Here is a 26,537-nt window from a genome sequence, read left to right as displayed (position 1 = left end):
ATTTGGTTTAGTGTAAATGGAAAACTCTATTTAAAACATTCTGATTTTAAGGGAGGGTTACAATAAAGCTAATTGGTTAGCGACTTCAGAAGCTCGCCAATTAGTAGGTTTGATACAATCGCCATATAGACACTGGTCTAATTCAATTAACAATTGTTAAATGCGTCTATCTTCCACTATGCTTTTATTAACAACTAAGAACTGTTTTGTAAGTTTTAATTCGTCAAATACAGGTGTTAAAAATTTAATAAAATCGTCTGTTTGAGACGGTTTATTACCTGATTCTGAAAAAGTTGTTCTAAATGACTTAAATGGTTGACCCATTAATTTAGTAACCAACTCCCGTCCCAAATTACTTTTCGGTTCAATAAGTAACACCCAACCTTCAACCATTTCCAGTTGATGATCAACTTTTGAATCGATTACCGTTACACCTGTTATCTTTCTTCCATTCAAATTACAAAGCGAATCACTGAAGGGCCATATCACTTGTATTGCATGATGCATATGAGCGTCAGCATCTATGCTAGAGCCATATATTGTGACAACACCAGGGTTAATCCAAACAGTAGGTTTAATAATTAAGTACTTCTTTGCCCATTCTACGTTTTACTAAAGCAGCTTTCTTTATTGCTTAACATCATAACAGTTATTTCCATAAGCATTGTTAACACTATTCTCTCGGTGGCCCTGAGTCCTGTGCTCTCTGCAACATCCCTTGGGTATATCTAAATAGTACAGAGCACATATCCCGCCCAGGTCTGCATCTCACCAGTGTTATGTCAAGTAAGGATTCATTGAATAGTTTAATAGACCTAGGATTGTGACTTACATCATGGAATTTGATTCTAAAATTTGCTAACGTAGTCCATATGATTAAATTGAGTATAATAGCATGATTAAGATTTTGCTAAATTTAGCAGTTATATTGACATTAATAACACAGTTATTAGTGCCAAGTAATGCTATGTCTAGCGATATGTCTGAATCAAGTATGCAATCTAACTCTATGTCACATTCAGTTATGATGGACAATGATTGTGATGACGATAACTGTTGTGCCGAAGATTCAAGCCACTGTATTAGCCATTGCCATGTAGTCGCTAATGCATTTGTTTTGTTATCGGGCTCAAATTTAATTAACAATCTATTCACAAGTTCTAAAGTTGACTCGACTTTATGGATATCAACTCCGGCTTCGCTTGGAAGTCAAAATCCCCCTCCAATTGCTTAATTCTTTATTTTAATTAATCACTTACTATTAATTTATAAAGATTTTTGTTGCTCGTTTACTTATGAGCATCATAAAGCTTCTGGAGTTTCTTATGAAAAAATTTATCGCAATTACACTTTTATCTTTAGCTAGCACAGTTTCAATGGCTGCTACTATTACATTACCTGATTATCTTATTTTTACTTCCGTTGATGGCCAGTCTGTGGCAAATAAGGGACAGATTGACATTGAACCTGGTCAGCATTTGCTTGAACTTCAGTTTTATGATGTTTACTCAACGGGAGCAGATGACACTAATTTTGTAAAATCTGATGCATTATATTGGAGTTTGAATTTAACTAAGAACGAAGATATTCAGGTTAGAGCTAAGGATATTTTCACTACAAAATCTGCTCGCAAATTTATCGACTCCCCTCAGATCACAATAGACACGGCTAGCTTAAAAGGCGAATCAGTTAAGCTGGTTAACCATGCAGAGTTAATGTCTATCATTATGAAACAACACAGTAAAATGATGAATCATTAATTGGATTAATAGGGCGCTATCATAGCGCCCTATCAATACCTAATATACTTCTTGAGCTGTGTGTTACACACAGAGTTATAGTTGAACTATCGTAGTTATTTATGATGGTTTGGAGGTTGTATGAAAGTGGCTCAACTCGCTAATAAATTGGGTGTATCCGCTGATACTGTGCGTTTTTATACTCGAATTGGATTACTCAATCCAAGCAAATCTCCCAATAATGGTTATAAAACATTCAACCATAAAGATATGGTGAGGATGCAATTTATTTTGAGTGCTCGAAATTTAGGATTTTCTGTCGAAGATATTAAAGTTATTTTTTCTAAGACTGATCTTGGGGATAGTGCATGTCAACTTGTACGCGAATTAATTAAAGTAAAGCTGCTTGAAACTGAGCAACAGTTCAACGAAATGGTGCAATTAAGAAGTAAGCTTTCTAAGGCGATACAAGATTGGTCTCAAATGCCTGACAACATACCCACAGGAAACATGATTTGCCATTTAATAGAGAATACAAATCAAGAGGATATAGTTTCAGAAGAATTAGGAGTTCCCCATTATGTTGATAAAGCTTCAATGGAGATTAAGTGATGACTAAAACAGGCCATACTACAATACAACTCAATATTCTCGGCGCAGGTTGCGCGAGTTGTGTTGGCAAAATTGAAAAAGCGATTAACAGCGTGCAAGGCGTTGATTCGGCCGAAATGAACTTTGCCGACAGAACAGTACTTGTTTCGGGTAACGCATCTGCCGAGTTGATTATAAAAGCAGTAGAAAGCGCTGGTTATAATGCCACTCAAATACAGGCTGAGTCGGCAGAAGATGCCATGAACGAGAAAGAACAGGCTGATTTACAACATTATAAAAGTTTATTACGCCATACCATTATCGCCTTGTCCGTCGGTATCCCGTTGATGATTTATGGACTGTTTATTGGCGAAATGACGGTATCAACCCTATTAGAGCAAACTGTGTGGGGACTGGTCGGTGTGGTGACTCTGGCAATTATGCTTATATCAGGTAGGCATTTTTATATCGGCGCTTGGAAATCATTTTTAAACCATAATGCCAATATGGACACCCTCATTGCCTTAGGTACCGGTACTGCTTGGGTTTACTCGATGTTGATTGTTTCATTTCCACAATTGTTCCCCGAGATGGCAAGACATGTTTACTTTGAAGCGACCGCAATGATTATTGGTTTAATTAATCTTGGTTTAGCACTAGAAGTTAAAGCGCGCGGTAAAACCTCTGAAGCGATTAAGCGTCTCATTGGTTTGCAAGCTAAAACTGCTCGGGTTATCCGTGATGGGAAAGACCTCGACATCGATATTGCTCATGTATTACTTAATGATCATGTAAAAGTTCGCCCTGGCGAAAAAATTCCAGTCGATGGGGTGGTTTTTGAGGGTAACAGCACCATTGATGAATCAATGTTGACCGGTGAGCCAATGCCTGTTGAAAAAGTGATAGGTGACGATGTGGTCACTGGCACCTTGAATAAATCAGGCTCAATCATATTTAAAGCCACTCGTGTAGGTAAGGATACCGCACTGGCTCGCATTATTAGTATGGTCAAACGGGCGCAAAACTCTAAGCCGCCGATTGGGCGTTTAGCAGATGTCATAGCCGCTTACTTTGTGCCCGCTATTATGATCATCGCTATAGTCAGTGCCATGGTGTGGTTTAATTTTGGCCCTGAGCCGTCAAGTGTATTTGCCATCGTGTCTGCAACAACAATATTAATTATTGCTTGTCCTTGTGCGCTAGGTCTCGCAACGCCAATGTCAGTGATGGTTGGCGTTGGTAAGGCAGCTGAATCGGGGGTGCTTATTCGTAACGGTGAAGCATTGCAAACCGCGTCTAAAATAACCGCCATGATAATAGATAAAACCGGCACCATTACTGAAGGTAAACCGCAAGTTACCGATATTATTTTGGTTAATGCCGACAGTGAAGAGCAGGTACTTGCCTTGTCTGCTGGAATCGAAAGTCACTCCGAACATCCACTCGCGCAAGCTATTGTAGAAAGTGCGAATGATAGAGGTATAGAAGCCATTTACACTGAGCACTTCAATGCCATTTCAGGTAAAGGTGTAGAAGCTGAAGTGGATGGCCAGACATTACTATTTGGTAATTTAAAACTGATGTTAGATAAACACATTGATATTGGCCTTCACGAAGCTAAGGCTCAAGTGTTAGCTGAAAATGCTAAAACACCAATGTATTTAGCGCTTGCAGGGCAATTACTGGCTATTATTGCGGTATCAGATCCGATAAAGCCTGATTCAATTGAAGCGATTGCGAGACTGAAACTCAATGGCATCAAAGTGATTATGTTAACCGGGGACAATAAAGCGACCGCCGCAGCAGTGGCTAAAAAAGTTGGTATTGATGATTTTTTCGCAGAAGTCATGCCAGAAGATAAAGCCAATAAAGTAGCTGAACTTCAGCAACAAAATGAAGTGGTTGGCATGACTGGCGATGGGATTAATGACGCCCCCGCATTAGCGTTAGCCGATGTTGGCTTTGCTATTGGAACAGGCACTGATGTGGCGATAGAAAGCGCTGATGTGACCTTAATGCGCGGATCACTTCATGGCTTAGCCGATGCGATAGCCATTAGTAAAGCAACGCTGCGCAACATTAAACAAAACTTGTTTGGCGCGTTTATATACAACGTCGCGGGTATTCCCTTAGCAGCAGGTGTGCTTTTTCCTGTTTTTGGTATTTTGCTAAATCCAGTGATTGCTGGCGCTGCGATGGCCTTTTCATCACTTACCGTAGTGAGTAACGCTAACCGTTTACGTTTGTTTAAAGCCAAGGAACACTAGGAGGCATAATATGTTAATTAATTTACTGTGTATCGCATTAATCGGTTTTATCATTTGGTGGTTTTGGCTATATAAACCGGCAAACGATTCTAGTGTTGACGCTAGTACATTGATACTGGTTAAAGACGGTGTGTATACGCCAGCACGAATTAAAATTTCGGCTAATACACCAACAGAGATAACCTTTTTACGCCAAGATAAATCCGGATGTTCAGCCACTGTCTTGCTACCCGACTTGGAGATTAGCCAAGATTTAGCGCTGGAGAAAACGACGACGATAGCCTTACCGGCACTGGAGAAAGGTGAGTATCCATTTCATTGCCAGATGCAAATGTACAAGGGTGTATTGATTGTTGAGTAAACACTAGATATCTATGCGTACTTTTCAATATTTTGGTATCAGTGATGAATATAATAGCAGTATTAAAATGAGCATTTTTAACTTTGCCATCAATATCTTGATTCTAACCTAAGCTGTTTACGGTCTAGGTTAGAAAATTGGCCATTTTATATTAATTACTTTTTATCTAAAACTTCAGAAAAATGATGAGTTAATGGTTAAGAGAGAGATTATGAGTGATTGTGAACATAGACCGGGCGTTAAAGAAGCGACTTTAGTTGTCAGAAACCTAAGATTAACTGGAGTTGATAATCAAAATTTAGAAACATTAAAGGCTGATATAGTCAAATTGTTTGGCATAGATGACGTGACTTATAATGAAAAATCGGAAGTTATTTATCTTACCTATGATGTCAGTCATATCAATTTAGAAAATATTGAGGAAGTTATCAGAAAGCATGGTGCTGATACTCATAATGATTGGTGGACCAATGTAAAGGTAAATTACTATCAATTTGTGGATCAAAACATCAAAGATAATGCAAATCATCAACCACATAGTTGCCACAAACCCCCACCAGGATCCAAGATAAGTTAAGACAATTAGATGTTAATTTTTATCGTTACTGACTATCTTTTAGTTAGAGCTTTTGAAGTGTGATCTATGTCAAGTATCAGTGGTTTAAAGTGAAAAAACACTACAGTTAACTAGGATTATTTAGGCAAGTAGAGTTAAAATTAATACAACTAATTATATTGGAGTTTTATCTTGAGTCGTATGCGAATTATCACAGTGATGCTTATCTTGATGACATTTGTCAGTCAAGCTTTTGCGTCTGTGATTTTGCCATGCCCCTCTGATATGAATTCAATGTTAAGTAAATCAAATCCAGTGAATACCGCTGCGACTAACGCTTGCCATCACCAATTAACATCAGATGTTGATGCCGTTAAAACATCTACCGCTGACATTCCTGATTGTTGTGATAATCAATGTGATTGTCCGATAGGTACTTGCTTTTCAATTGCCCTTGAAATGAAAATTGTCCAATCAGTAACCATCTCAAGTTTGAGTAGTTTTATATCTGGTTTGACTCAAAATACAACTCCGCAATATAACTCTTCTTTATATCGTCCTCCAATATTTTCTTGTTAGATAGGAAAGGCTTGATCAATTTTTGATCGTCTTCCTGTTCATTTATCTTTTTTAAAATAAATTAACAAGATATTACCTTTTTTCGAATTCAATTCGAGCATTGGTAACTAATTTGGAGGCTTTATGTCTTTAATTTACAAGAAATTGGGTGAAATTTACACTCAATATATTCTAATCGTAGTGATGTCCTTTATTGGTATTAGCGCTGCGGTATATGCGGCAGAACCAGTACAGACATTATCACTGGAAGAAGCCGTTTATCTCTCTCAGTCGAACGATCCCTGGTTAGTCAGTAATCAATTTCAACAAGATGCTATTAAATCTGAAAGCATAGCGGCAGGAACCTTACCAGATCCAAAAATCAGTGTTGGTTTAGCGAATTTGTCCATAAACACTTTTGATTTTGGACAAGAAGCAATGACTCAATTGAAAATTGGTGTCACTCAAATGTTTCCGCGAGGGGATAGCTTAAGTTTACGCCAACAGCAACTTGAGTTAACGGCGGAGCAATACCCATTTTTAAGACAAGATAGACGAGCTAAGTTAAGTGTCACCACCGCTCAAATTTGGTTTGATATATATAAAACGCAAGAGAGTATTGCACTGATTGAGCGTAATCGGAACTTATTCGAACAATTATCTGATGTCGCAAAAGCAGGATATTCATCTGCTCTTGGTAAATCTAATCAGCAGGACATCATTCGTGCTCAGTTAGAGGTGACCCGTCTCGAAGATAAGCTGACCGTCTTAGCTCAGGAAGAAAATATGCTTAAGCAGAAATTATCTGAATGGGTTGGTAAGGCATTCGTTGGTGAGTATAGAAGAGAGTATGAACAAGACTATGAGTTGTCATTTTCGACGTTTACCGTCCCAAATACACTTCCTCAAATTAAGCTAATTAATTCTAATTTATATCTAGATGAGGAAAAAAGCCCAAATTATCAACAATCTTTATATGAAGCATTTTCTGACCATCCACTTCTATTAGCTTTGGAACAAAGAATTGAATCAAGCCGGAAAGGTGTAGAGTTAACAAAGCAATTATATAAGCCTGAATGGGGGCTAAACGCTGGATATAGTTATCGAGGCGATGATCCTATGGGTAATTCTCGCGATGATTTGTTGTCAATAGGTGTGAGTTTTGATTTACCAATATTTACTTCTTCAAAGCAAGATAAGCAAGTTCAAGCCGCTATTTCTCAGTCAGAGTCAATTAAAACAGAAAAGTGGTTACTGCTTCGAAACATGATGGCGTCATACGGTACTGCGAAAGCGCAATTTCTTAAATTGGAACAACGTCAGAAACTCTATAACGATTTTTTATTACCTCAAATGCAAGATCAAGCAGATGCGTCACTAACGGCTTACACGAATGATAAGGGAGATTTCGCTGAAGTCGTTCGCTCCCTCATTGCTCAATTGAATACTCAATTAGATGCTTTGGCTATTAACGTTGATTTACAGAAACTTAAAGTTCAATTGAACTATTTTTTTACCCCCAATGTGGGTCCAGTTAGCATCTCACATAAATCTTATGTTGATGGAGAAGTAAAATGAACAACAATTTAAAAATGATCAGCATATTAGTTATCGGTATTCTTACTGGTATTAGTGCATCAATCTTATATACACCGAAGAATGAAATAGCTTCAGAGGACAGCGCAAAAGCTAAGCCATCATATTGGGTCGCACCTATGAATCCTAATTATCGTAGTGATAAACCAGGGAAATCACCAATGGGTATGGATCTTATACCTGTATACGAAGATGGCACCGATTCGACAGATTTTGGACCTGGTGCCGTTAAAATATCACCTGCAGTGATTAATAAACTTGGTATGCGGACATCCGTAGCAACGTTTGGCACACTACAAACAAGCATTAAAACAGTTGGATATGTTCAATATGATCAAGATCAACTTATTCATATTAATCCAAGAGTCGAAGGATGGATTGAAGAACTTTATGTAAAAGCTTCAGGTGATCCGGTTATTAAAGGGCAACCTATATATTCGATTTATTCTCCTGCTTTAGTTAATGCACAAGAAGAAATGTTATTAGCTTTAAATCGAAATGATCAGCGTTTGATTACAGCTTCTGAAGCTCGGTTGAAAGCATTATTAATACCAAGCGAGGAGATTAAAGCGCTACGAAAAAATAGAATAGTCAAACAAAATATTACGTTTTATGCTGATCAAAGTGGTGTTATTGATAATTTGAATGTAAGGGAGGGCTCGTTTGTAAAACCGGGTATGACAATGTTTTCAATTGGTTCATTAACACAAGTATGGGTTGAAGCTGAAGTTTTTGAACGTCAAGCAAACATGGTTAAAGTTGGGCAAGAAGTTGAAATGAAATTAGATTATTTACCTGGTCAATCTTGGCAAGGAAAAGTCGATTATGTCTACCCCGCATTAGATAGTAAAACAAGAACGCTAAAAGTGAGATTGCGCTTCGATAATACCAATGCTGCATTAAAACCGAATATGTTTGCACAAGTGTCGATAAAAACACGAAGTGATGAGGATGTATTACTGCTACCAAGGGAAGCAGTGATTAGAACAGGAAACTCAGACCGAGTAGTACTTGCCCTCGGTGAAGGTAAATATAAATCTGTAGCAGTAACGTTAGGACGATTCGATGATGATAAAATTCAAATAAAATCAGGCCTGTATGACGGAGATGTTGTTGTCTCGTCAGCACAATTCCTATTGGATTCTGAATCAAATAAAACCTCTGACCTTAAACGTATGAGAGCACCTGACGATGAGCAAGAAAATATTCAAGCCATCACTCCAGAAACTGCTTGGGTAGAAGCAAAAGTAAATAGCTTAATGGCTGCACATCGAATGATTAATGTGGACCATCAAGCTGTCAGTGAATGGGAATGGCCACAAATGACCATGGACTTTATTGTTGATGACAGTGTGGATTTCTCTGTATTTACCGTTGGTGCTGTGCTTCATATTGAATTAGAAAAAACATCAGACGGCTTGGTCAAAGTGGTAAATATACACAATCCCAAAGCTACTGATGATGTATCTAATACAACACATCAAGCAGATCATTCAGGAATGGAGATGGGAGAATAACCATGATTGAATCAATAATACGATGGTCTGTAGCAAACAGATTTTTTGTTTTGCTCGCCAGTGCAATTCTCGTCGGCGCGGGTTTATTTTCACTTAAAAATACCCCTATTGATGCTTTGCCTGATTTATCTGATGTTCAGGTAATTATTAAAACAAGTTATCCAGGTCAAGCCCCACAAGTAGTTGAAGATCAAGTCACTTACCCTTTAACTACGGCTATGCTGTCTGTGCCTGGTGCGGTAACGGTCAGGGGATTCTCTTTTTTTGGTGATTCATATGTCTATGTCATCTTTGATGAAGAAACCGATTTATATTGGGCTCGTAGTCGTGTGTTGGAATATCTTAGCCAAGTCGTTTCAACGTTACCTGATAATGCAAAGCCTCAATTAGGACCTGACGCAACAGGTGTGGGCTGGGTATATTTATATGCACTCGTAGATAGAACCGGTAAACACGATATTAGTGAGTTACGCAGTCTACAGGACTGGTTTTTAAAGTATGAATTACAAACTGTCCCAGGGGTTTCTGAAGTGAGTGCTCTAGGGGGGATGGTTAAACAGTATCAGATTAAGGTTGACCCTGATAAGTTGCGTGCCTTTGGTATACCTTTAAATGCTATTCAAATGGCGATTAACCGTGGTAATCAAGAAATTGGTGCCTCTGTTGTCGAAATCTCAGAAGCTGAATATATGGTTCGTGCTACAGGATATCTTGAGAATAAAGAGGATATCGGCAATATCCCATTAGGCGTGAACAATAATGGCACCCCATTACTGCTAAAAGATGTTGCGGATATCGGGACTGGACCGCAAATGCGACGTGGCGTCGTTGATCTAAACGGTGAAGGTGAGACGGTCGGTGGCATTATTGTGATGCGATTTGGTGAAAATGCCCAAAAGACAATTGATGGCGTTAAAGCTAAATTAGAGACATTAAAAAAGGGCCTTCCTGAGGGCGTGGAAGTTGTGACGGTTTATGACCGCAGTGGCTTAATTGAGAGAGCCGTATCAAACTTAGGGTTTAAACTGCTAGAGGAATTTTTAGTTGTTGCTTTAGTCTGTATGGTTTTTTTGGCGCATGTAAGATCATCACTTGTGGCGATTGTTAGCCTTCCAGTTGGTATTTTAACGGCATTTATTATTATGCACTTGCAGGGTTTGAATGCCAATATCATGTCTTTAGGCGGTATTGCAATTGCAATTGGTGCCATGGTCGATGGCGCCATTGTCATGATTGAAAATATGCATAAACATATGGAACGAACGCCATTGACGCCAGAAAACCGTTGGCAGGTTGTAGCTCGGTCTGCCAGCGAAGTTGGCCCTGCTTTATTTTTTAGTTTACTGATTATTACTGTTAGTTTTTTACCGGTATTTACCCTCGAAGCACAGGAGGGAAGGATGTTTTCACCGCTTGCGTTTACTAAAACTTACGCAATGGCTGTGTCATCAGCGTTAGCTATAACATTAGTTCCAGTGTTAATGGGTTACTTTATTCGCGGAAAAGTACTTCCTGAGCACAAAAACCCGGTTAATCGACTTTTAACAGCAGTATATGTGCCTGTTTTGAGAAAAGTACTGGCTTTTCCGAAGATGACGCTGCTATTTGCATTATTTGTGTTGTTAATTGGTGTGTGGCCACTAAATAAAATTGGTAGTGAATTTATGCCTCCATTAGATGAAGGTGATTTAATGTACATGCCGACAACTTACCCTGGTATTTCTATTGGTAAAGCACGCCAATTAGTGCAACAAATGGATAAGTTAATTTACACTGTGCCCGAAGTTAAAACCGTATTTGGTAAGGTTGGTCGAGCAGAGTCCGCAACGGATCCTGCACCTCTGACAATGGTGGAGACGTTTATTCAACTTAAGCCCAAAAGCGAGTGGAGAGAAGGCCTGACTACAGAGAGTTTAAAACAAGAACTAGACTCATTAGTTAAGTTACCAGGTGTGACTAACGCATGGGTAATGCCAATTAAAACCCGAATAGATATGTTGGCGACAGGGATCAAAACACCTGTAGGCATTAAAATTGCTGGACCTAATCTCAAGGAAATTGAAAAAATTGGTAAACAATTAGAAGAAATCCTTAAAGATGTTAAGGGGACTTCGTCAGTTTATGCTGAAAGAGTTGCAGGCGGACGTTATATTAAAGTTGATATCCAGCGTGAGAATGCTGCTCGATATGGTTTGAATATAGCGGATGTTCAACAGGTTGTGGCCACAGCGATTGGTGGTATGAGTATTTCACAAACCGTTGAAGGGTTAGAGCGATACCCCATTAACCTACGCTATCCTCAGGATTATCGTAATTCACCTGAAGCATTAGCTTTATTGCCTATAGTGACTCCGCAAGGTTTGAGAATTTCTTTGGGTGACGTTGCGGACGTTATTATTGAAAATGGACCTCCGGGTATCAAAAGTGAAAATGCTCGCCTTAATGGTTGGGCTTACATTGATATTGAGGATGTTGATATTGGTAGTTATGTTGATATAGCACAAAAAGTTGTGGATGATAAATTGATATTACCCGCCGGTTACTCTATTACTTGGGCTGGTCAATATGAGTATATGGAAAGAGCTAAAGCAAAGCTTACTTACGTAGTACCATTTACTTTATTTATTATCATTATTTTATTGTTCATGAATTTCCGCAATGTTGTTGAAGTTGGAATTATTGTGGGGACATTGCCTTTTGCCATGGTGGGCAGTATTTGGTTAATGTATTTACAAGGTTTCAATTTTTCAGTTGCAGTAGGAGTCGGTTTTATTGCATTGGCGGGTGTCGCTGTCGAAATCGGCGTCATTATGCTTGTTTATTTAAACCAAGCCTATAGAGAAGCGATTGATCATAGTTCACAGCAGCTAGAAAAATTTGATGAACTAAAGTTGACTCAATCTGTTATTCAAGGTGCAGGTATGCGCGTACGTCCTGTAATGATGACGGCAGCAGCAATCATAGCTGGATTATTGCCTATCCTTTATGGTACTGGAACCGGTTCCGAGGTGATGAGTAGGATTGCTGCGCCAATGGTCGGCGGAATGGTTAGTGCAATCATACTGACACTATTAATTGTCCCCGTTGTATTCTTTTTATGGCGTCGTACTAAATTGATACATGAGGAATGATAATATTTAGTTGATTAGGATAACGATGCAGATAAAAAAATGCATCGTTATTTTATATTAGATTGATTTTTATCATATTTTTTATTTTAAAATGTTATTTTTATTTTCATTTAATTATGTTTTTCAAATAAATTTTCATTGCTAAATGCAGTATTTTTCACTACTATTATTTGATAATCATTGGAGATATATTTTGCGTAGAATCCACTTAATCATGATGTTTGTTTTACTGACGTTTGTCGGTCAAACTTTTGCGTCTGTGATTATGCCTGGTACTATGCCAATGAATTCAATGACGACTTCAAATATGCCTGCTGAAAATGGCAAAGCATGTCATGACGCTAGTATGCAAATGAATATGAACATGGATATGAACGATGGTGCGGATGATAGTTGCTGCGCCCAAGCGTGCCATTGTCCTGTCGGCTCATGTTTATCAGTCGCTTTAACGATGGCCATGCCAACGCTTAAATCAGAAGTCAGCTTAGTTAATTCTGCAACAATGTTTACCTCAGCACTAATGCCTCAGTATTTTTCATCTTTATACCGTCCTCCAATATTTGCCTAACATAGGCACAGTTACGCCTTTTTTTTGCTAACTGTCCTAGCCAATCATGTAGTTTCAATTTTTTTACCTTTTGGTTAATAAACTGACATTAAACCGCGTTGTTTAATGTGACGAAATTTGATTTGGAGGCAATATTATGTCTGCTCTATATCGCAATGCTATTCGTTTTTTTCGTGTAATAGGTACTATTTTTATTCTGCAAATTATGGGAGGGATGTTACCTGCCCATGCAGCGGAGCCCGGCACTACGGCGCCATTACTCACTGTTTATAAAGATGCCAATTGTGGCTGTTGTGAAAAATGGCTTACTCATATTAGTGAGCGTGGATTTAATGTTGATGCCCACAATATTAACAACCTTTATGAGTTTAAACAGTCAAAGGGTATTCCTGCTTCAATGCAATCTTGCCATACCGCAGTGTCATCTCAAGGTTATGTGTTTGAAGGGCATATCCCTGCAAAATTCATTAGTCGTTTTTTAGCCACCCCCCCTAAAGATGCTATCGGCTTAACCGTACCCGCTATGCCTGTGGGCAGCCCTGGTATGGAGTACCAAGATAAATTTATGCCATACCAAGTCTTACTGTTGAAAAATGATGGCAGTAGCCAGGTATACGCCCAAGTGAACTCGCTTGAGGAGTCTGTGCAATGAAATCGCAATACATGATAAAGCCCATGACTCAAACGACAAACAGTGAACTCAACAACAGCCGACGCAGGTTTGTGTTTGGTGCATCAGCCATGTTGGCATTGATGTCGACCCCTTTCCCTAAAAATGCTTTTGCCAATGCATTAAGCCAATCGTTGAGCCAGCTTTCTGGCAAAGTGTTCGACTTATCAATTGACTATAAAATGGTTAATTTTACCGGGAAATCTGCTCGAGCCACTGTGGTCAACCAATTGCTGCCCGCGCCGTTATTGCGCTGGAAAGAAGGTGAAACAGTCACCTTAAGAGTAAAAAATAACCTCGACCAAGATAGCTCTATTCACTGGCACGGTATTATTTTACCCACCGAAATGGACGGTGTGCCTGGCTTTAGCTTTGATGGCATTAAACCCGGTGAAACATTTGAGTATCAATTTACCGTCCAACAAAGTGGCACATATTGGTATCACAGTCATTCAGGCTATCAAGAACAAACCGGTTTATTCGGTGCTATTGTGATTGATCCTGCGACCCCCGATCCGGTCATATATGACCGTGACTATGTGATCATGCTGTCTGATTGGTCTGACGAAGCCCCTGAAAACATTTATGCCAAATTAAAGAAACAAGCCGATTACTATAATTACCGTGAGCGTACGGTAATGGATTTTTTCTCTGACGTGAATAAAAATGGCTTAGCCAATACGTGGAACGCTCGTTCGATGTGGAATAACGCGCGCATGAGTGACAGCGACATATCTGATGTTACTGGTTCAACTTACACCTATTTAATGAATGGCAATCCTCCGCAACAGGGCTGGCAAGGGTTGTTTGAACAAGGTGAGAAGGTGCGCTTACGCTTTATAAATAGTTCTGCTATGACCATATTTGATGTGCGTATACCGGGCCTAAAGATGAGTGTTGTCGCCAGTGATGGTCAGAACATTCAACCGGTTTCTGTGGATGAATTTCGAATCGGTGTTGCTGAAACCTATGATGTGGTTATTGAGCCAGAGGTTGATAATGCTTACTGTATTTTCGCTCAAAGTATTGACCGCACCGGCTTTACGGTAGGTAACCTTACTTCAGATGCCAGTTTACATGCTCTTATTCCACCAATGGATCCAAGGCCAGTCCTTAGCCACAGTGATATGGGCATGGACATGAGTGGTATGGACATGAGTGGTATGGACATGAGTGGTATGGATATGAGCGGTATGGATCATAGCAAAATGGACATGGGCGCAGGTGATATGTCAGGCATGGAACATAGCAAAATGAACATGGGTGGCGGTGATATGCCAAGCATGGACCACAGCAAGATGGCTATGGGCGGCGGTGATATGCCTGGCATGGATCATAGCAAAATGGCTATGGGCGGCGGTGATATGCCTGGCATGGATCACAGCAAGATGGCTATGGGCGACGGTGATATGTCAGGCATGGATCACAGCAAAATGGCCATGGGGACTGCTAAAGCGACAGTCTCAGGATTAGGGCTTGCAGGCTTTGGCAGTAACAATGAAATTAAACACATTGACACCGAGTTCGGCCCACAAGTGGATATGCGTGCCGATGCCCCAAAAAGTGGTTTACACGATCCTGGTATTGGATTGCGTGACCATCAACAACAATTTAATCGCAAAGTATTAACTTATGGCGATATTAAAGGCTTACATCCTACCTACGACACGCGCCAACCCAGCCGCGAAATTCAACTGCATTTAACCGGCAATATGAACCGATATATGTGGTCTGTAAATGGGGTGAAGTTTATGGACGCCGCGCCATTAGAGTTTGAATACGGTGAAAGACTGCGGATCACCTTAGTGAACGACACGATGATGACTCACCCTATGCATTTGCATGGTATGTGGAGTGAGTTAGAGACAGGCGATGCTGATTTTATTCCCCGAAAGCACACGGTATTAGTTCAGCCGGGCTCTAAGATCAGTTACTTAGTCACCGCCGATGCAAAAGGGCAATGGGCATATCATTGCCACTTGTTATTCCACATGCCAGGCATGTTCAGAAAAGTCGTGGTGAAATAAGGGGAATACAGATGAATAAAACGAATTTAGTGGCCTTGGGACTGTTGAGCCTGAGCGCCTCATTGACTAGCTCAGCTGTGTTTGCCGGCGGTAATGATGATCCTCTATTAACAAAAGTCATGCTGGATCAATTTGAAAAAGGCGTGGATCCGCAAGATCCCACCCAGTTTAGTGCACAAGCCTGGTTAGGTTACGATTTGAATAAGTTGTGGCTTAAAACCGAAGGTGAATATTCAAATAGTGATAAGCAAGACCTTGAAATTCAGGCTCTTTACAGTAAGCCCATCGCACCATACTGGGATGTACAATTCGGTATTAAAACCGATATCAAACCGACGCCGAACCGTAATTGGGCTGTGATTGGGGTTCAAGGGTTAGCGCCATATTTTTTTGATATTGACGCGGCCTTATTCATCGGTGAACAAGGCCGTACGGCTATGCGGTTGAGTGCGGAATATGAACTGTTAATCACTCAAAAGTTGATACTCACACCTGAAGTAGAAGTTAATTTATTTGGTAAGGACGATGCTGAACTTGGAATAGGCTCAGGCTTATCTGACGTCAGTGCAGGGCTGCGATTGAGATACGAGATTGTTCGAGAGTTCGCACCCTATATCGGTGTGGATTGGCGTCAGAAGCTCGGTAATACCGCCGATTACGCCCGAAATGAAGGGGAAGAAACACAAGAAACCCAGTTTGTTATTGGTTTTAGAGCTTGGTTCTAAGACCTCGTTCGTACACTGAGTTATAAGCTTGGCGCCAAGATGTTAGCTAAGCCAATATTTAATCATTTATGTAAACCGTTTTTCGATCGTTAAAAACAATATAAAAGGAAATATCATGAAATTATTTAACAACGTTTTAGTCGTAACAAGTCTATTCCTGAGTGCTTCAGCATTTGCTCATGTCGGACTGGGCAGTTCTATGCCCGCTAACGGTGCGATGCTAAGTCAAGCCCCAACAACGCTTGAACTGACCTTTACGGCTCCGGTACGTTTGGTCAAATTAACAATGCAAGATGAGAAGCAGCAAAGCGTACCGCTAACATTACCTTCAAGTGCGACCAGCCAAGCAGCATTTTCATTCGCTCTACCAGCATTAAACGCAGCTAATTACACAGTTAACTGGATGATCATGGGTGACGACGGTCATAAGATGAAAGGCAACATGAGCTTTATGCTTCACGACTCTGGCATGAACACTCGCAGTGCACCGCCTATGACAATGGAGCATGAGACTAGCGAGCACACTGCACATCAATAAGTGGATGAGTAAACATGATATTAACCGTATTTGAAATATCGGTGTTGATATCTAAATGGGTTATCTATCTGAGTGTTGCCGCCGTTATTGGCGGCACATTGATGCAATATCTCATTAAGGGTCAACCGAACCTTGGTATTAACGTTGCAAAATATACCTTCGTAGGTGCCGTTTTGGGGTTGATTGCCGTCAGTATCAACTATTTTGCTCAAGTAGGGGCTTTTGCTGAAAGTGGCTTGATGGGAATATTTGATGCGCAGATGCATGCTTTTCTTTGGCCAACCCAGGTAGGGCAAACGGTGCTTTGGCGCTTAATCGGTTTTGGGATAATGCTAGTGGTTAGTGGTTTACTGTTACATAAGAACCGTTATATCAAAACGTTTTCTGCGGTATTAGCGATTCTCAGCTGTCTGTTAATTGCTGTCACGTTTACTTTTATTGGCCATAGCACTGAACTGGGATTGCTTGCTCAAGGCTTAATATTGATACACGTGTTGATCATTGGCAGCTGGATAGGCGCTTTTTATCCATTATGGAAATTATGCAGCACCGATGACAACATCGTCATAAAAAATGTCATGGATACATTTGGTCGTTTAGGCATAGTGATTGTCATTCTAGTGTTGCTTTCAGGCATGGGAATGGTGTGGATGTTGTTTGATAGTCCCACTGAATTAATCAGTTCCGATTATGGTATTGCGGTCACCATCAAGCTCTGTTTGGTGGCTATCATTTTGTTTATAGCAGCATGGCATAAATTGGTTTTAGTACCGAAATTAACGATTGCGAACCCATCACTCGCAAAACAAAAACTACAAAAATCGATTGGATTAGAGGCATTAATAGCAGTACTGATATTAGCGACAACAGCGGTACTTTCGAGCGTGCTAGGTCCTATGAGCCTTGGATAATCACTATAGATTAACAGAGAGATAAAAATGAAAAATAGACCTTTAACAATACTCATAACCACCGGGATATTACTGATGTCCGCAGGACAAAGCTCATTGAGCTTCGCCCATGGTGATGAAACTCACCCTATAGAACAAAAAGCGTTTATCGGTGTTGATTCCGCCGCGGGTAATGTCGTCAAACAATTTCATGCTGCATTACAAACGGGCAATGAGGCTATTGTTAGGCAGTCATTAGCAGCCAATGTGCAAATTTATGAAGGTGGAAAAGTAGAACGTTCACTTACGGATTATGCCAATCATCACATGCTTGCGGATATGGCCTACCTAAAAGGGTTAACCATAACGCCAAAAGAACACCAAATAACGATTACAGGTGACATTGCAATTTCAACGTCAATAAGTCACGCCCAAGGTGAATATAAAGGTAAAAGTATTGACTCAATGGCCATGGAAACGCTTGTGTTAATTAAACAAGTGGATGGTAGTTGGAAAATAACCCACGTGCACTGGTCGTAATTAATAACAATTTCATCAACCAGATAAAGGATTATCTTGAGTTCCTTTGTAGGTGCTCCCAAGAAAACCACAAAGACTCAGGTCATGTTAATGCATGATATTTTATGGAAAAGGATTTCCATTTTTTATATAAAAAAGACCGGAATAATTCCAGTCCTTTTACAAGCCATATTTAAATATTAACTTTAAATAAGTTTCATAGTTGTAATGCAAGTTCTATCGTTATTGAAAGTAGACAATACTTCTCTCGCCACTCTTTTGCTTCCGTCTTTTGGTTCATAGTAAATATTAAATGCTAAATTGCTATCTTTTGGAACCCAAAAGTCTATAAATCCATCACTTTGTGTCGTCATTTTTTTGTCTATTAATGTTTCACCTGTGTCAGTATCAATCATGACAACTTTCATTGTTTGATTTTTTATCTCACCGGTACAACCTGTTAAAACATGATTGGTACATGGGTGAGAACTATTAATGTAAGGAGCTATTGAAAGAAAGAATTGATCTTTTGGTATAGCTACAGAACTACTTTTTCCATCTGCGAAAGTTGCAACTATTTTGTTGGGTAGAACTTTTATCATTATCCCATCATTATTTTTGTATAGTGTATGAGCTGTCGTGACAGCACTTTTGTAATCTAACCTTTTGAATGATTCAGAATCTATCGTTGTAGCATATGATTGACTTGAAAATGCAACTATAAGTGCTAATAGAATGTGTTTTTTAATCATGGTCTGAGTTTCCATATATAGTGTATAAATATTTATATTTAACGTGCCTCGCTTATTTTTATTGTAACGTTTGTGGTTTTATATATGTTGATCTAATTAACATTATTGATATCGGCCTGATATTTTTGGTCGTTTGCTTTTTAAATATATGCTTTAACGCTCTATTCTCCTAGGTTTTTAACTCAGGTTTTAAACTTGCGTCTTTATTTAATTCTTCTACCTAATTTTTTAACTTGGGTTTTAAACCTATGTCTTATTTAAATTGTTATTTATGTCGGTTTGATATTTTTTTGCTGTGAAATAGATCACTGTTAAAAATGCTCTAGTTTGTATTATTGATTGGGTTTGTAATTTATTTGTTTGTCTTTGGTTTTAGTTTTACTTAATATAGTTTCTTGTTTGTAACTTAACGTTAATAAGGTTTGTATGTTTAAATATAATAAATATGTTTTGGTGCTATTAGCAATGAGTAATAATGCACTCTCTAATGATGATATTGAGAGTTTTTCTGAATGGATACACAATGGTAATGTTGGAGGTACAGCGAAATCGTACTATTTCGAACAAAATTTTGACGATTCAAATGCAGAGAATAGCTCGATTTGGGTGAATGGTGGTAATGTTACTTTTAATACATCAGAGTTTAATGGGTTTAAATTGGGAGGAGAGGTACAGGGATCATACGTTAGTAATATCAATGATGATGCGGATAGAACTGCGGGCAGTATAAACGCACAAGGTCTTGTATTATCAGAAGCTTTTTTGAGGTATCAGTTTGGTGATACGGTGTTTTCTGGAGGTAGGCAACACTTTTCATCACCCTTGATCGCTAACTCAGGTTCAAGATTAATAAAAGAGTCTTTTGAAATGTATCAGGTGTCTTCAAGTCATTTTGAGGATACTGATATTTCGATTGGTTATGTGACTAAATATCAGACTCGAACAGATAAATCATTTTATGTTGATAATGAATTTGTTGATTTTGATTATAATGGTTCTGGTTCCCCTGGCGACTTTTATAAAATAGGCAATGATGGCGTCTTTTTCGCACAAGTTAATAAACGGATAGCTAAAAAAGTTAAAATTAACTCACAGTACGCAAATGTAATAAATGAAGTCCAAGCTCTCTATGCGGATGTAGAATATACATTGCCAACTAACTTTAACAGTTATATTGCGGTGCAGTACTACAAAACTAAGTGGGATAAAAATGAACTAGTTGATAATGATCTTTTGGGCTTTAAAGTAGGTTTTAGCCAGGGGGGAGTAGATTTTTTCGCTGGTTATACATTAGCTGGAGGAAATGAAGGAGAAAATAGAGTTTTTAGAGGCATAGGTCAAGGAGCTTATTATCAGTTTACTGCCACTACTAAAACTGCGGGTGTTGCTGCATTTGAAGCGGGCACAAATTCGTATCAACTGGGATTAGGTTCTACTATCTCTAATGTTAAAGGTAAATTATTTTATACATCTTTTGACAATCCCATAGTTGGAAAAGATTTAAATGAATGGACGGTTAACCTTGCATATCAATTTGATGGTAAACTAGCTAACTGCGGTGTATCAGTTGATTTTTCAATATTGGATTATGAAAATAATCAAAAAGATGCTACAGATTTAAGAACGAAATTCACTTACAGATTGTAAATGTTTATGACAAATGTTAATTCCCTAATAATTATGTTGTAATTGTAAATTCAGGTCGTGTTAATGTGCTTGGGTTTACAATTTTACATGAAAAATACTTCTAGATGATTAAAGTTGAAAAACTTGATATTTGATAATTTATCAATATCTACGTGAGCTGGTAAGGAAAAATGAAAACTTGTCTCACTTGAAATTGCGCGTTGCAAAACACAATATTTATGGCGACATTGAGATCAGTGATCTTGCAGTGTAACAAGATACTTTAACAGCGGAAATTCATCATATTTGAGGTATTATGTTTTATTTATTTCTTGATACTTGTGTGCTTCTCGATATTTCAACGAAAAAGCAAGATCTTCCTTTAGTTTCAGCATTGGAGGAACTGGTTGCAGCAGGCATGGCAAAATTGGTTGTAACAGATCTAGTAGCTGAAGAGTACGAAAGAAATAAAGAAGATGTTGCAAATAAGACAGCAAGACGACTTTCTCAAGAGTTCAAACAAGTTAAAGATGTTGTAAGAGAGTTTGCAGGCGAGAATCAGGAGCAAACTATTGAGGTATTAATTGATATTAATGCTCGACTTCCTCTCCTGACCGATGCGAACTACACCACAATTAACAGAGTAGAAAAGCTAATAAAGTCGGCGGAACGAATTGGTATTAGTGAGCGTTCAAAAATTGCAGCAGTTCAAAGAGGTTTAGATAAAAAAGCTCCATTCCATATCAGTAAAAATTCTGTAGCTGACGCTGTAATTATTGAGCAATTTCATGAGTTTTCACTGGGTATAGAATCAACTGATAGCAGTTATTTTATCACTCATAATCACAATGACTTTTCCGCCAAAGATCATAGAAAGCCTCATGCAGACTTTGACAGAATATTTAGTGAAGAAAACGTCTGTTACTTCAACAATCTGATATCAGCAATAAATTCGATCAACGAAGATATTTTAGCAGGTCTTAAGTTTGAGTATGACTATACCGAGGAGACAAGAGGTTTACGTGAAATCCTTGATGTAATGGACGAGTTAGTAGACAAAGTTTGGTATAACCGTCATCAGAACCGAATGTGGAAAATAGAGCATGGAGAAATTGAGGTAGTTCCAGAAGGTACTGAATGCTATGGAAATGATGTGATCCACGAGCATATCCTCGATGGAGCAATAAGAGCAGCTCAAAAAGTCGAAGATAGGTACGAGGATACAGGTCCTTGGTCAGACTTCGAGTGGGGAATGATTAATGGAAAGCTATCTGCATTACGTTGGATGCTAGGTGATGAGTGGGATATGTTAGACACTTAAGTTAGGCTGCAGAGTTAACAAAGTATTTAAGGTTTCAAAATACTTTTTCTAATCTGATAGAAATGATTTAGGACAATCCCCTAAATCGTTTTTGTCCAGAAGTGAGTTTGAAACGGATCAAACTATTGCACTTACGGGGACACTATTGTCACTACACAAAAGACTTTGGCTATAAATCACTCAGAAATACAATGAGTAGCATTTGCTATCCAACACGCTTTACTTGTAAGTGTCTGAATTTATGTTGTTTTATATAAACTTGATGTTCATCACAAAAATAAAGTAAATATTTAAGGTGTCCCAAATAGCACCTGAAACGCTGAGAAGTTCAACATTTTAACGATATTATGGCCTCTCAAAATTATCAGTTCAAGTAACCAGGAAATGTAAAAATGAAAGATTTACCCGTTATAACGATTCTTTATTATGACCAAAATGAAGTGTTGGATCTAAAGTGCGAAGTTCTACACGGTTGTGAAGCCGGCTCAGGTGGCAGGGTTATTATCCCTGAAAGTGTAAAAGAGAATAAAATAATTATTGCTGTGCTTGATGGCCAAGTGAAAGTCCTTAATACGTTAGGTTCTCGAGTCGAAAATTCGGGCGACATATCTAAGGTCGCTTAAAGTGTAGAAAAAAGAGATGTTTATGAGCCCGAAGTTATCAATGCATAAGAAGGTATCGTTTATAGAAGAGATTGTTGCGCAGGTTGAATGTGTAGCAATCGAATATGCATTCAATCTAGAAGTTATTACGTTTGACGAAGTGTTAAGGCGAAAAGGGATCACAAAACCCGTTTATGAAGGTATGTATGTAGAATTATCTGAATTTTAAATTTTTCAAAGTACAAGTACGCTAACACGTCAGTGCTTAATCGAGCGATGAATGCACACCGGCTAATGACGGACTCCTTATCTCATGGTCCAATGAGTCAAAACAAAATACTTGAGGATTGTTATAACTGGTTGATGCCATTCCCTATACAATCACTTCAAATAAAATAAAATGCATAATAGTAAAAATACTGACGCAATCACATGGAGTATTGCTAATTGATTAAACAGGTTAAAGGATTACAACTTGTTTAAATTTTTTTAAACCTCACATCATTTACCTTCAGTCATTTCAATGTTGTGTAAACCAGTCCGAATTCCACATTTTGGTTAGCAGATCCTCTCGAATGAGAAAAATGGGTGTACCATAAAACCCAAAGGCATAGTTTTCGTTTTTTACCTCTAACTTTGCATAACTGTAATTATGCAAAGTTAGGGTTTACTTTAATCTCATTTAGTACTATGGTGTACCCATATTACTAATCTGTGTGTTTTTCTTGATAACTCACCTGATTGGTGAAAATTTGAAAATTAAGAAATTTTGGGTGTAAAGGACCAAATATGCCAACTCAAAAATATGTGCCCCCACAATGGCAATATGACTACGGCGATCCAAAGGGGAAAAGAATGCGCCTTCTTAGTATAGATGAAGCTAAATTAGCATCAAACCTATTAAGTAAACATATTCGGTTTTCCAATGGCTCAATACAACCAGAACGCTACAAACCTAATTTTAGAAAGCATATGGACTATGCAGATAAAATCTGGCTTTCAGTGAGCCGAGCTATACGTAATATATCATCTTTACCAGAGAATGATGTCCATCATCATGAAATGGATTCATTAAACCAGGATTTACAGCTTATCTTTTCTGATGCCGGTTGGCGATGGATCCGTAAAGAAATCAGTCAGTTAAAAAAACGTGAAAAGAAGTATCGTTTTGAATTATCTGCCGATCTTACCGACCAAATTAAAGCAATTATGGTGCGTGAAGGTTTGAAGAAGTTTGATGATGTCATTGATTTCCTGATCCAGTATGACAAGGAAGAGCAGTTTAAATTGAAAAAACAACAAAATTAAATGTTTTTCCATGACGCTGAATGGTTTGAGTCGCTATTGAAACGGGGTAAGTATGACATCTTTAATTAAAAACCAAAGATATTCTGTGGCAACGAATACTGAAAGTGACATTAAGCCTAAGAAAGTCAATGACCTACTGCTTGATGATAGGTCTTTAATGCAAAAAGAGTTGCGTGAACTGCTCGAAAGAGACATCGATTCAGCTCCGTTCGAGCGCATTTCCGAATTAATCTCAATGTTACTGCATGACTTTGAATTATCTTCAAAAGACATGAAAGCTAATACATTTAAGTCTTTGAATAATAATTGGTACCAATTCTGCAAATGGTCCGAAAAACACTCAATTACACCGATTCCGTGTTCTGTTATTCACTTTAAAAAGTACATCCTTGAACATTCAACACGAGTAAAGCTTAATACATTAAAAGTCTACTCTTGGGCTGTTCAAACCATGCATTTAGCCGCAGGGTTACCGTCGCCTACTGAATCATTAACAATCAAAAAAATGTTTAAAAATATTGAAAGTAGCAAGCTGACGGATGGTGAGTTTACGACCCAGGCATCAGCATTTAATGAGTCTCACTTAGAAGTCTTAACCCAAGTGTTTTCACAAAGTAAGAAGCTAATCGAATTAAGAGATTTAGCATTATTAACAATGTCTTATGAATCTATGCTCCGTGAATCAGAGCTTGCTAGAGCGACCTTTGAACAGATAAGTTTTACCCGTGATGGTAGAGGAATTTTGTTGGTGCCTATCACCAAGTCGCGTCATACAGGTGAACCAGATAAAGTTATTTTAAGTCTACGATGTTTGGATATGATTGATAATTATGTGACGTTAGCGAGGATTAAGCGAACCGGTTTAATTTTCAGGAAAGTCCACAAATCGAACAAAATAGGCGTTCAAAACAATCCATTATCAGGGGTGGCGATCGATAACATTTTTCAGCATGCTTTTAGTGTTGTGTTGGAATACTCACCGGGTCTTGTTAGAGGGTGCGTTCCTTGGAGTGGCCATTCAGCTCGTGTAGGTGCTTGTCAAGATTTGCTAGCTGCAGGATATTCACCTTTGGAAGTTCAAGTGTCTGGCCGTTGGAGTACGCCGGCAATGGTTTACCGATATGGTCGAGACATTCTTGCGGAAGATGGCGCAATGGCAAAATTCAGATCAGATAAAAAGTAGGAGAGTGGAATGACGCAGTATTACGACACCTTAAAAGAAGTCTGTGAAAATGCGCTTTTAAACATGTACTTAGAGGTTAGTAACAATGATAGGTTTACACCGATAGATAAACGTACTCAAATAATAAAAAAATTTATTAAACCCAAAGTAAAGATTTCAAAATATAAGCCAATTAAACGAGAGTTAAAGAGATTGGCACTCGTGAAGCCTACTATATCCCTTGAGTCTGAGTTACATAAATTGCTCGAAAACATGCTGAAATATAAAGGAAAAGGTGATGCAGAAGCCTTACTTTTTGATTTTTTGGGCAATATTCATGTTTGGACGGGGCTAATGATACAGGTAGCCACTAAACGTACCGTTGCAGAGCCTGGTAACATTTATTTGTTAGAAGATGAGACTTTTACTAAGTTAGATAAGGATGGACACTATATTAAACCAATCAATTTGTTCGTTTATCTTGATGCTGATTATGACCTAAATACAATCTTATCAAAGATTCAGCAAGATGAGCGTTTTAACATTTCGGTCTCAGAAAGGTTCGATACTCATGCCAAATTAAGTGTTATACCGGTTAATGAATATTCTAGATGAAAAAAAACCAGCAAAAGCCGGCTTTTTTCCCCAAGGGACCCCTCCCTCAGTTGGAGGACACGCTATGAAAAATTGTTTAAACAACTTCATAGTGAGTTCATTTTTATTTTACTTCAGTAACAACAATTTTGTACACAGCATAAGGTCAAATTTTTCGAAAATATACGAAATAGTTTTATTGGGTAGGATTCAATCAGATATAACCTTTCAAAACCGTATAGGGTATAAAGATAGCATTGCCAGGTGTCTTCCTTAACCACTATATCGGATTTTATCAATGTCGGAGTCTCCCCTTAAAGCCTGGCAACCAATTTAATTAAGAAAAGTACTTCATTAATTATCCCGCACTTGGCCGAACGCGAGAGAGACAACGGTAACCTTTGCTATCAGCATGCTTTAATCTGTCTGACCTTTATCGTTTAATCTCAAGCACTCTATCCAAAAAGGGTCACTGTGCGGTAGAAATATCTATTAAAGTGTCCCAAATGACACTTGAACCGACTCTAACTGTAGTGTTTATGTTTTAAGATGAACATATAAATATAAGGACAATTTCTCATGACTTCAGAACCGATGATTACGTCTATTAAATTAGTGTATTCGAATCAATTATTCGATATTTATATTGCTACCAATAATACTCAACCAGATGCCTCAACTTGTATAAGGCAATCTTACGTTTACTTTAAAGGTGAGTTTTACTCCATGACAACAACCGGCATCTTTCCGTGTTCTCGGGCTCAAACAGAGTTCTTATTGTCAGTAATGACTCGCTTTGGTAAGTTTTAAGTCACTTCTTCTAAAGAGAATAGTGTTTTTTAGGGCTACGTATAGGGTAAGCGTCTAGGCAACTACACCTACTTTTTGAAATTCCAGGGTAACAGGCTGTCGATATCCG

26 protein-coding genes are annotated in these 26,537 nt (G+C 38.5%); 24 read left to right on the top strand and 2 right to left on the bottom strand.

What is annotated here, in order from left to right; translation table 11 throughout:
* Positions 1-156: 156 nt before the first annotated feature.
* Complete coding sequence (locus tag IEY42_RS19025) at positions 157-507, bottom strand: hypothetical protein (RefSeq protein ID WP_188926861.1); 351 nt, start codon at positions 505-507, stop codon at positions 157-159.
* A gap of 818 nt (positions 508-1,325) precedes the next feature.
* Between IEY42_RS19025 and IEY42_RS19020 the strand changes: the two genes are divergently transcribed.
* The 16 genes from IEY42_RS19020 to IEY42_RS18945 all read left to right on the top strand — a co-directional run bounded on the left by IEY42_RS19020 (position 1,326) and on the right by IEY42_RS18945 (position 18,274).
* Entirely contained in the window at positions 1,326-1,760 is a 435-nt protein-coding gene (locus tag IEY42_RS19020; RefSeq protein WP_160056745.1) for a DUF2057 family protein, read from the top strand.
* Between the two features lie 120 nt (positions 1,761-1,880).
* On the top strand, positions 1,881-2,351 hold the full coding sequence (locus IEY42_RS19015) for a MerR family transcriptional regulator (RefSeq protein ID WP_160056747.1): 471 nt from the start codon (positions 1,881-1,883) through the stop codon (positions 2,349-2,351).
* Complete coding sequence (locus IEY42_RS19010) at positions 2,351-4,597, top strand: heavy metal translocating P-type ATPase (protein WP_188926863.1); 2,247 nt, start codon at positions 2,351-2,353, stop codon at positions 4,595-4,597. Before IEY42_RS19015 ends, IEY42_RS19010 begins: the two co-directional genes overlap by 1 nt.
* 10 nt (positions 4,598-4,607) lie before the next feature.
* Positions 4,608-4,958, top strand: coding sequence for a cupredoxin domain-containing protein (locus tag IEY42_RS19005; protein ID WP_188926860.1), 351 nt, complete (start codon positions 4,608-4,610; stop codon positions 4,956-4,958).
* 211 nt (positions 4,959-5,169) lie between these two features.
* The gene (locus IEY42_RS19000; protein WP_188926859.1) at positions 5,170-5,535 is read left to right on the top strand and encodes a cation transporter; all 366 of its coding nucleotides are present in this window, start codon (positions 5,170-5,172) and stop codon (positions 5,533-5,535) included.
* Positions 5,536-5,706: 171 nt separating this feature from the next.
* Positions 5,707-6,093, top strand: coding sequence for a hypothetical protein (locus tag IEY42_RS18995; RefSeq protein ID WP_188926858.1), 387 nt, complete (start codon positions 5,707-5,709; stop codon positions 6,091-6,093).
* Between the two features lie 123 nt (positions 6,094-6,216).
* Positions 6,217-7,650 (top strand): TolC family protein, encoded by a 1,434-nt coding sequence (locus IEY42_RS18990; RefSeq protein ID WP_188926857.1) that lies wholly within the window; start codon positions 6,217-6,219, stop codon positions 7,648-7,650.
* On the top strand, positions 7,647-9,185 hold the full coding sequence (locus IEY42_RS18985; protein ID WP_188926856.1) for an efflux RND transporter periplasmic adaptor subunit: 1,539 nt from the start codon (positions 7,647-7,649) through the stop codon (positions 9,183-9,185). Before IEY42_RS18990 ends, IEY42_RS18985 begins: the two co-directional genes overlap by 4 nt.
* Before the next feature lie 2 nt (positions 9,186-9,187).
* The gene (locus tag IEY42_RS18980; RefSeq protein ID WP_188926855.1) at positions 9,188-12,316 is read left to right on the top strand and encodes an efflux RND transporter permease subunit; all 3,129 of its coding nucleotides are present in this window, start codon (positions 9,188-9,190) and stop codon (positions 12,314-12,316) included.
* Between the two features lie 193 nt (positions 12,317-12,509).
* Positions 12,510-12,884, top strand: coding sequence for a hypothetical protein (locus IEY42_RS18975; protein WP_229780183.1), 375 nt, complete (start codon positions 12,510-12,512; stop codon positions 12,882-12,884).
* A 136-nt stretch (positions 12,885-13,020) separates the two neighbouring features.
* Positions 13,021-13,536 (top strand): DUF411 domain-containing protein, encoded by a 516-nt coding sequence (locus IEY42_RS18970; RefSeq protein ID WP_188926853.1) that lies wholly within the window; start codon positions 13,021-13,023, stop codon positions 13,534-13,536.
* Complete coding sequence (locus IEY42_RS18965) at positions 13,533-15,581, top strand: copper resistance system multicopper oxidase (protein ID WP_188926852.1); 2,049 nt, start codon at positions 13,533-13,535, stop codon at positions 15,579-15,581. Before IEY42_RS18970 ends, IEY42_RS18965 begins: the two co-directional genes overlap by 4 nt.
* 11 nt (positions 15,582-15,592) lie before the next feature.
* The gene (locus IEY42_RS18960; RefSeq protein ID WP_188926851.1) at positions 15,593-16,306 is read left to right on the top strand and encodes a copper resistance protein B; all 714 of its coding nucleotides are present in this window, start codon (positions 15,593-15,595) and stop codon (positions 16,304-16,306) included.
* A 115-nt stretch (positions 16,307-16,421) separates the two neighbouring features.
* Positions 16,422-16,844, top strand: coding sequence for a copper resistance CopC family protein (locus IEY42_RS18955; RefSeq protein WP_182680750.1), 423 nt, complete (start codon positions 16,422-16,424; stop codon positions 16,842-16,844).
* Positions 16,845-16,858: 14 nt separating this feature from the next.
* On the top strand, positions 16,859-17,755 hold the full coding sequence (locus IEY42_RS18950; protein WP_188926850.1) for a CopD family protein: 897 nt from the start codon (positions 16,859-16,861) through the stop codon (positions 17,753-17,755).
* A gap of 75 nt (positions 17,756-17,830) precedes the next feature.
* Positions 17,831-18,274, top strand: coding sequence for a YybH family protein (locus tag IEY42_RS18945; RefSeq protein ID WP_188926862.1), 444 nt, complete (start codon positions 17,831-17,833; stop codon positions 18,272-18,274).
* Positions 18,275-18,459: 185 nt separating this feature from the next.
* Here IEY42_RS18945 and IEY42_RS18940 read toward each other — a convergent pair whose 3' ends face one another.
* On the bottom strand, positions 18,460-19,005 hold the full coding sequence (locus IEY42_RS18940; RefSeq protein ID WP_188926849.1) for a CueP family metal-binding protein: 546 nt from the start codon (positions 19,003-19,005) through the stop codon (positions 18,460-18,462).
* Positions 19,006-19,470: 465 nt separating this feature from the next.
* Here IEY42_RS18940 and IEY42_RS18935 point away from each other — a divergent pair, with 465 nt between their 5' ends.
* The 8 genes from IEY42_RS18935 to IEY42_RS18900 all read left to right on the top strand — a co-directional run bounded on the left by IEY42_RS18935 (position 19,471) and on the right by IEY42_RS18900 (position 26,428).
* Complete coding sequence (locus IEY42_RS18935; RefSeq protein ID WP_229780180.1) at positions 19,471-20,652, top strand: OprD family outer membrane porin; 1,182 nt, start codon at positions 19,471-19,473, stop codon at positions 20,650-20,652.
* A gap of 295 nt (positions 20,653-20,947) precedes the next feature.
* Positions 20,948-21,952: a PIN domain-containing protein gene (locus tag IEY42_RS18930; RefSeq protein WP_188926847.1), complete on the top strand. Its 1,005-nt coding sequence runs from the start codon at positions 20,948-20,950 to the stop codon at positions 21,950-21,952.
* 392 nt (positions 21,953-22,344) lie between these two features.
* On the top strand, positions 22,345-22,575 hold the full coding sequence (locus tag IEY42_RS18925; protein WP_188926846.1) for a DUF2375 family protein: 231 nt from the start codon (positions 22,345-22,347) through the stop codon (positions 22,573-22,575).
* Between the two features lie 22 nt (positions 22,576-22,597).
* Entirely contained in the window at positions 22,598-22,783 is a 186-nt protein-coding gene (locus IEY42_RS18920) for a hypothetical protein (protein ID WP_188926845.1), read from the top strand.
* A 560-nt stretch (positions 22,784-23,343) separates the two neighbouring features.
* Complete coding sequence (locus IEY42_RS18915; protein ID WP_188926844.1) at positions 23,344-23,862, top strand: hypothetical protein; 519 nt, start codon at positions 23,344-23,346, stop codon at positions 23,860-23,862.
* Between the two features lie 52 nt (positions 23,863-23,914).
* On the top strand, positions 23,915-25,045 hold the full coding sequence (locus tag IEY42_RS18910; protein ID WP_188926843.1) for a tyrosine-type recombinase/integrase: 1,131 nt from the start codon (positions 23,915-23,917) through the stop codon (positions 25,043-25,045).
* A gap of 9 nt (positions 25,046-25,054) precedes the next feature.
* The gene (locus tag IEY42_RS18905) at positions 25,055-25,639 is read left to right on the top strand and encodes a DUF2913 family protein (protein ID WP_188926842.1); all 585 of its coding nucleotides are present in this window, start codon (positions 25,055-25,057) and stop codon (positions 25,637-25,639) included.
* A 558-nt stretch (positions 25,640-26,197) separates the two neighbouring features.
* Complete coding sequence (locus tag IEY42_RS18900; protein WP_188926841.1) at positions 26,198-26,428, top strand: hypothetical protein; 231 nt, start codon at positions 26,198-26,200, stop codon at positions 26,426-26,428.
* The last annotated feature ends 109 nt before the right edge of the window (positions 26,429-26,537 follow it).

The organism is Shewanella algicola (assembly GCF_014648035.1).
GTDB classification, from domain to species: Bacteria; Pseudomonadota; Gammaproteobacteria; order Enterobacterales; family Shewanellaceae; genus Shewanella; species Shewanella algicola.
This window is presented reverse-complemented; position numbering and strand designations above follow the sequence as displayed.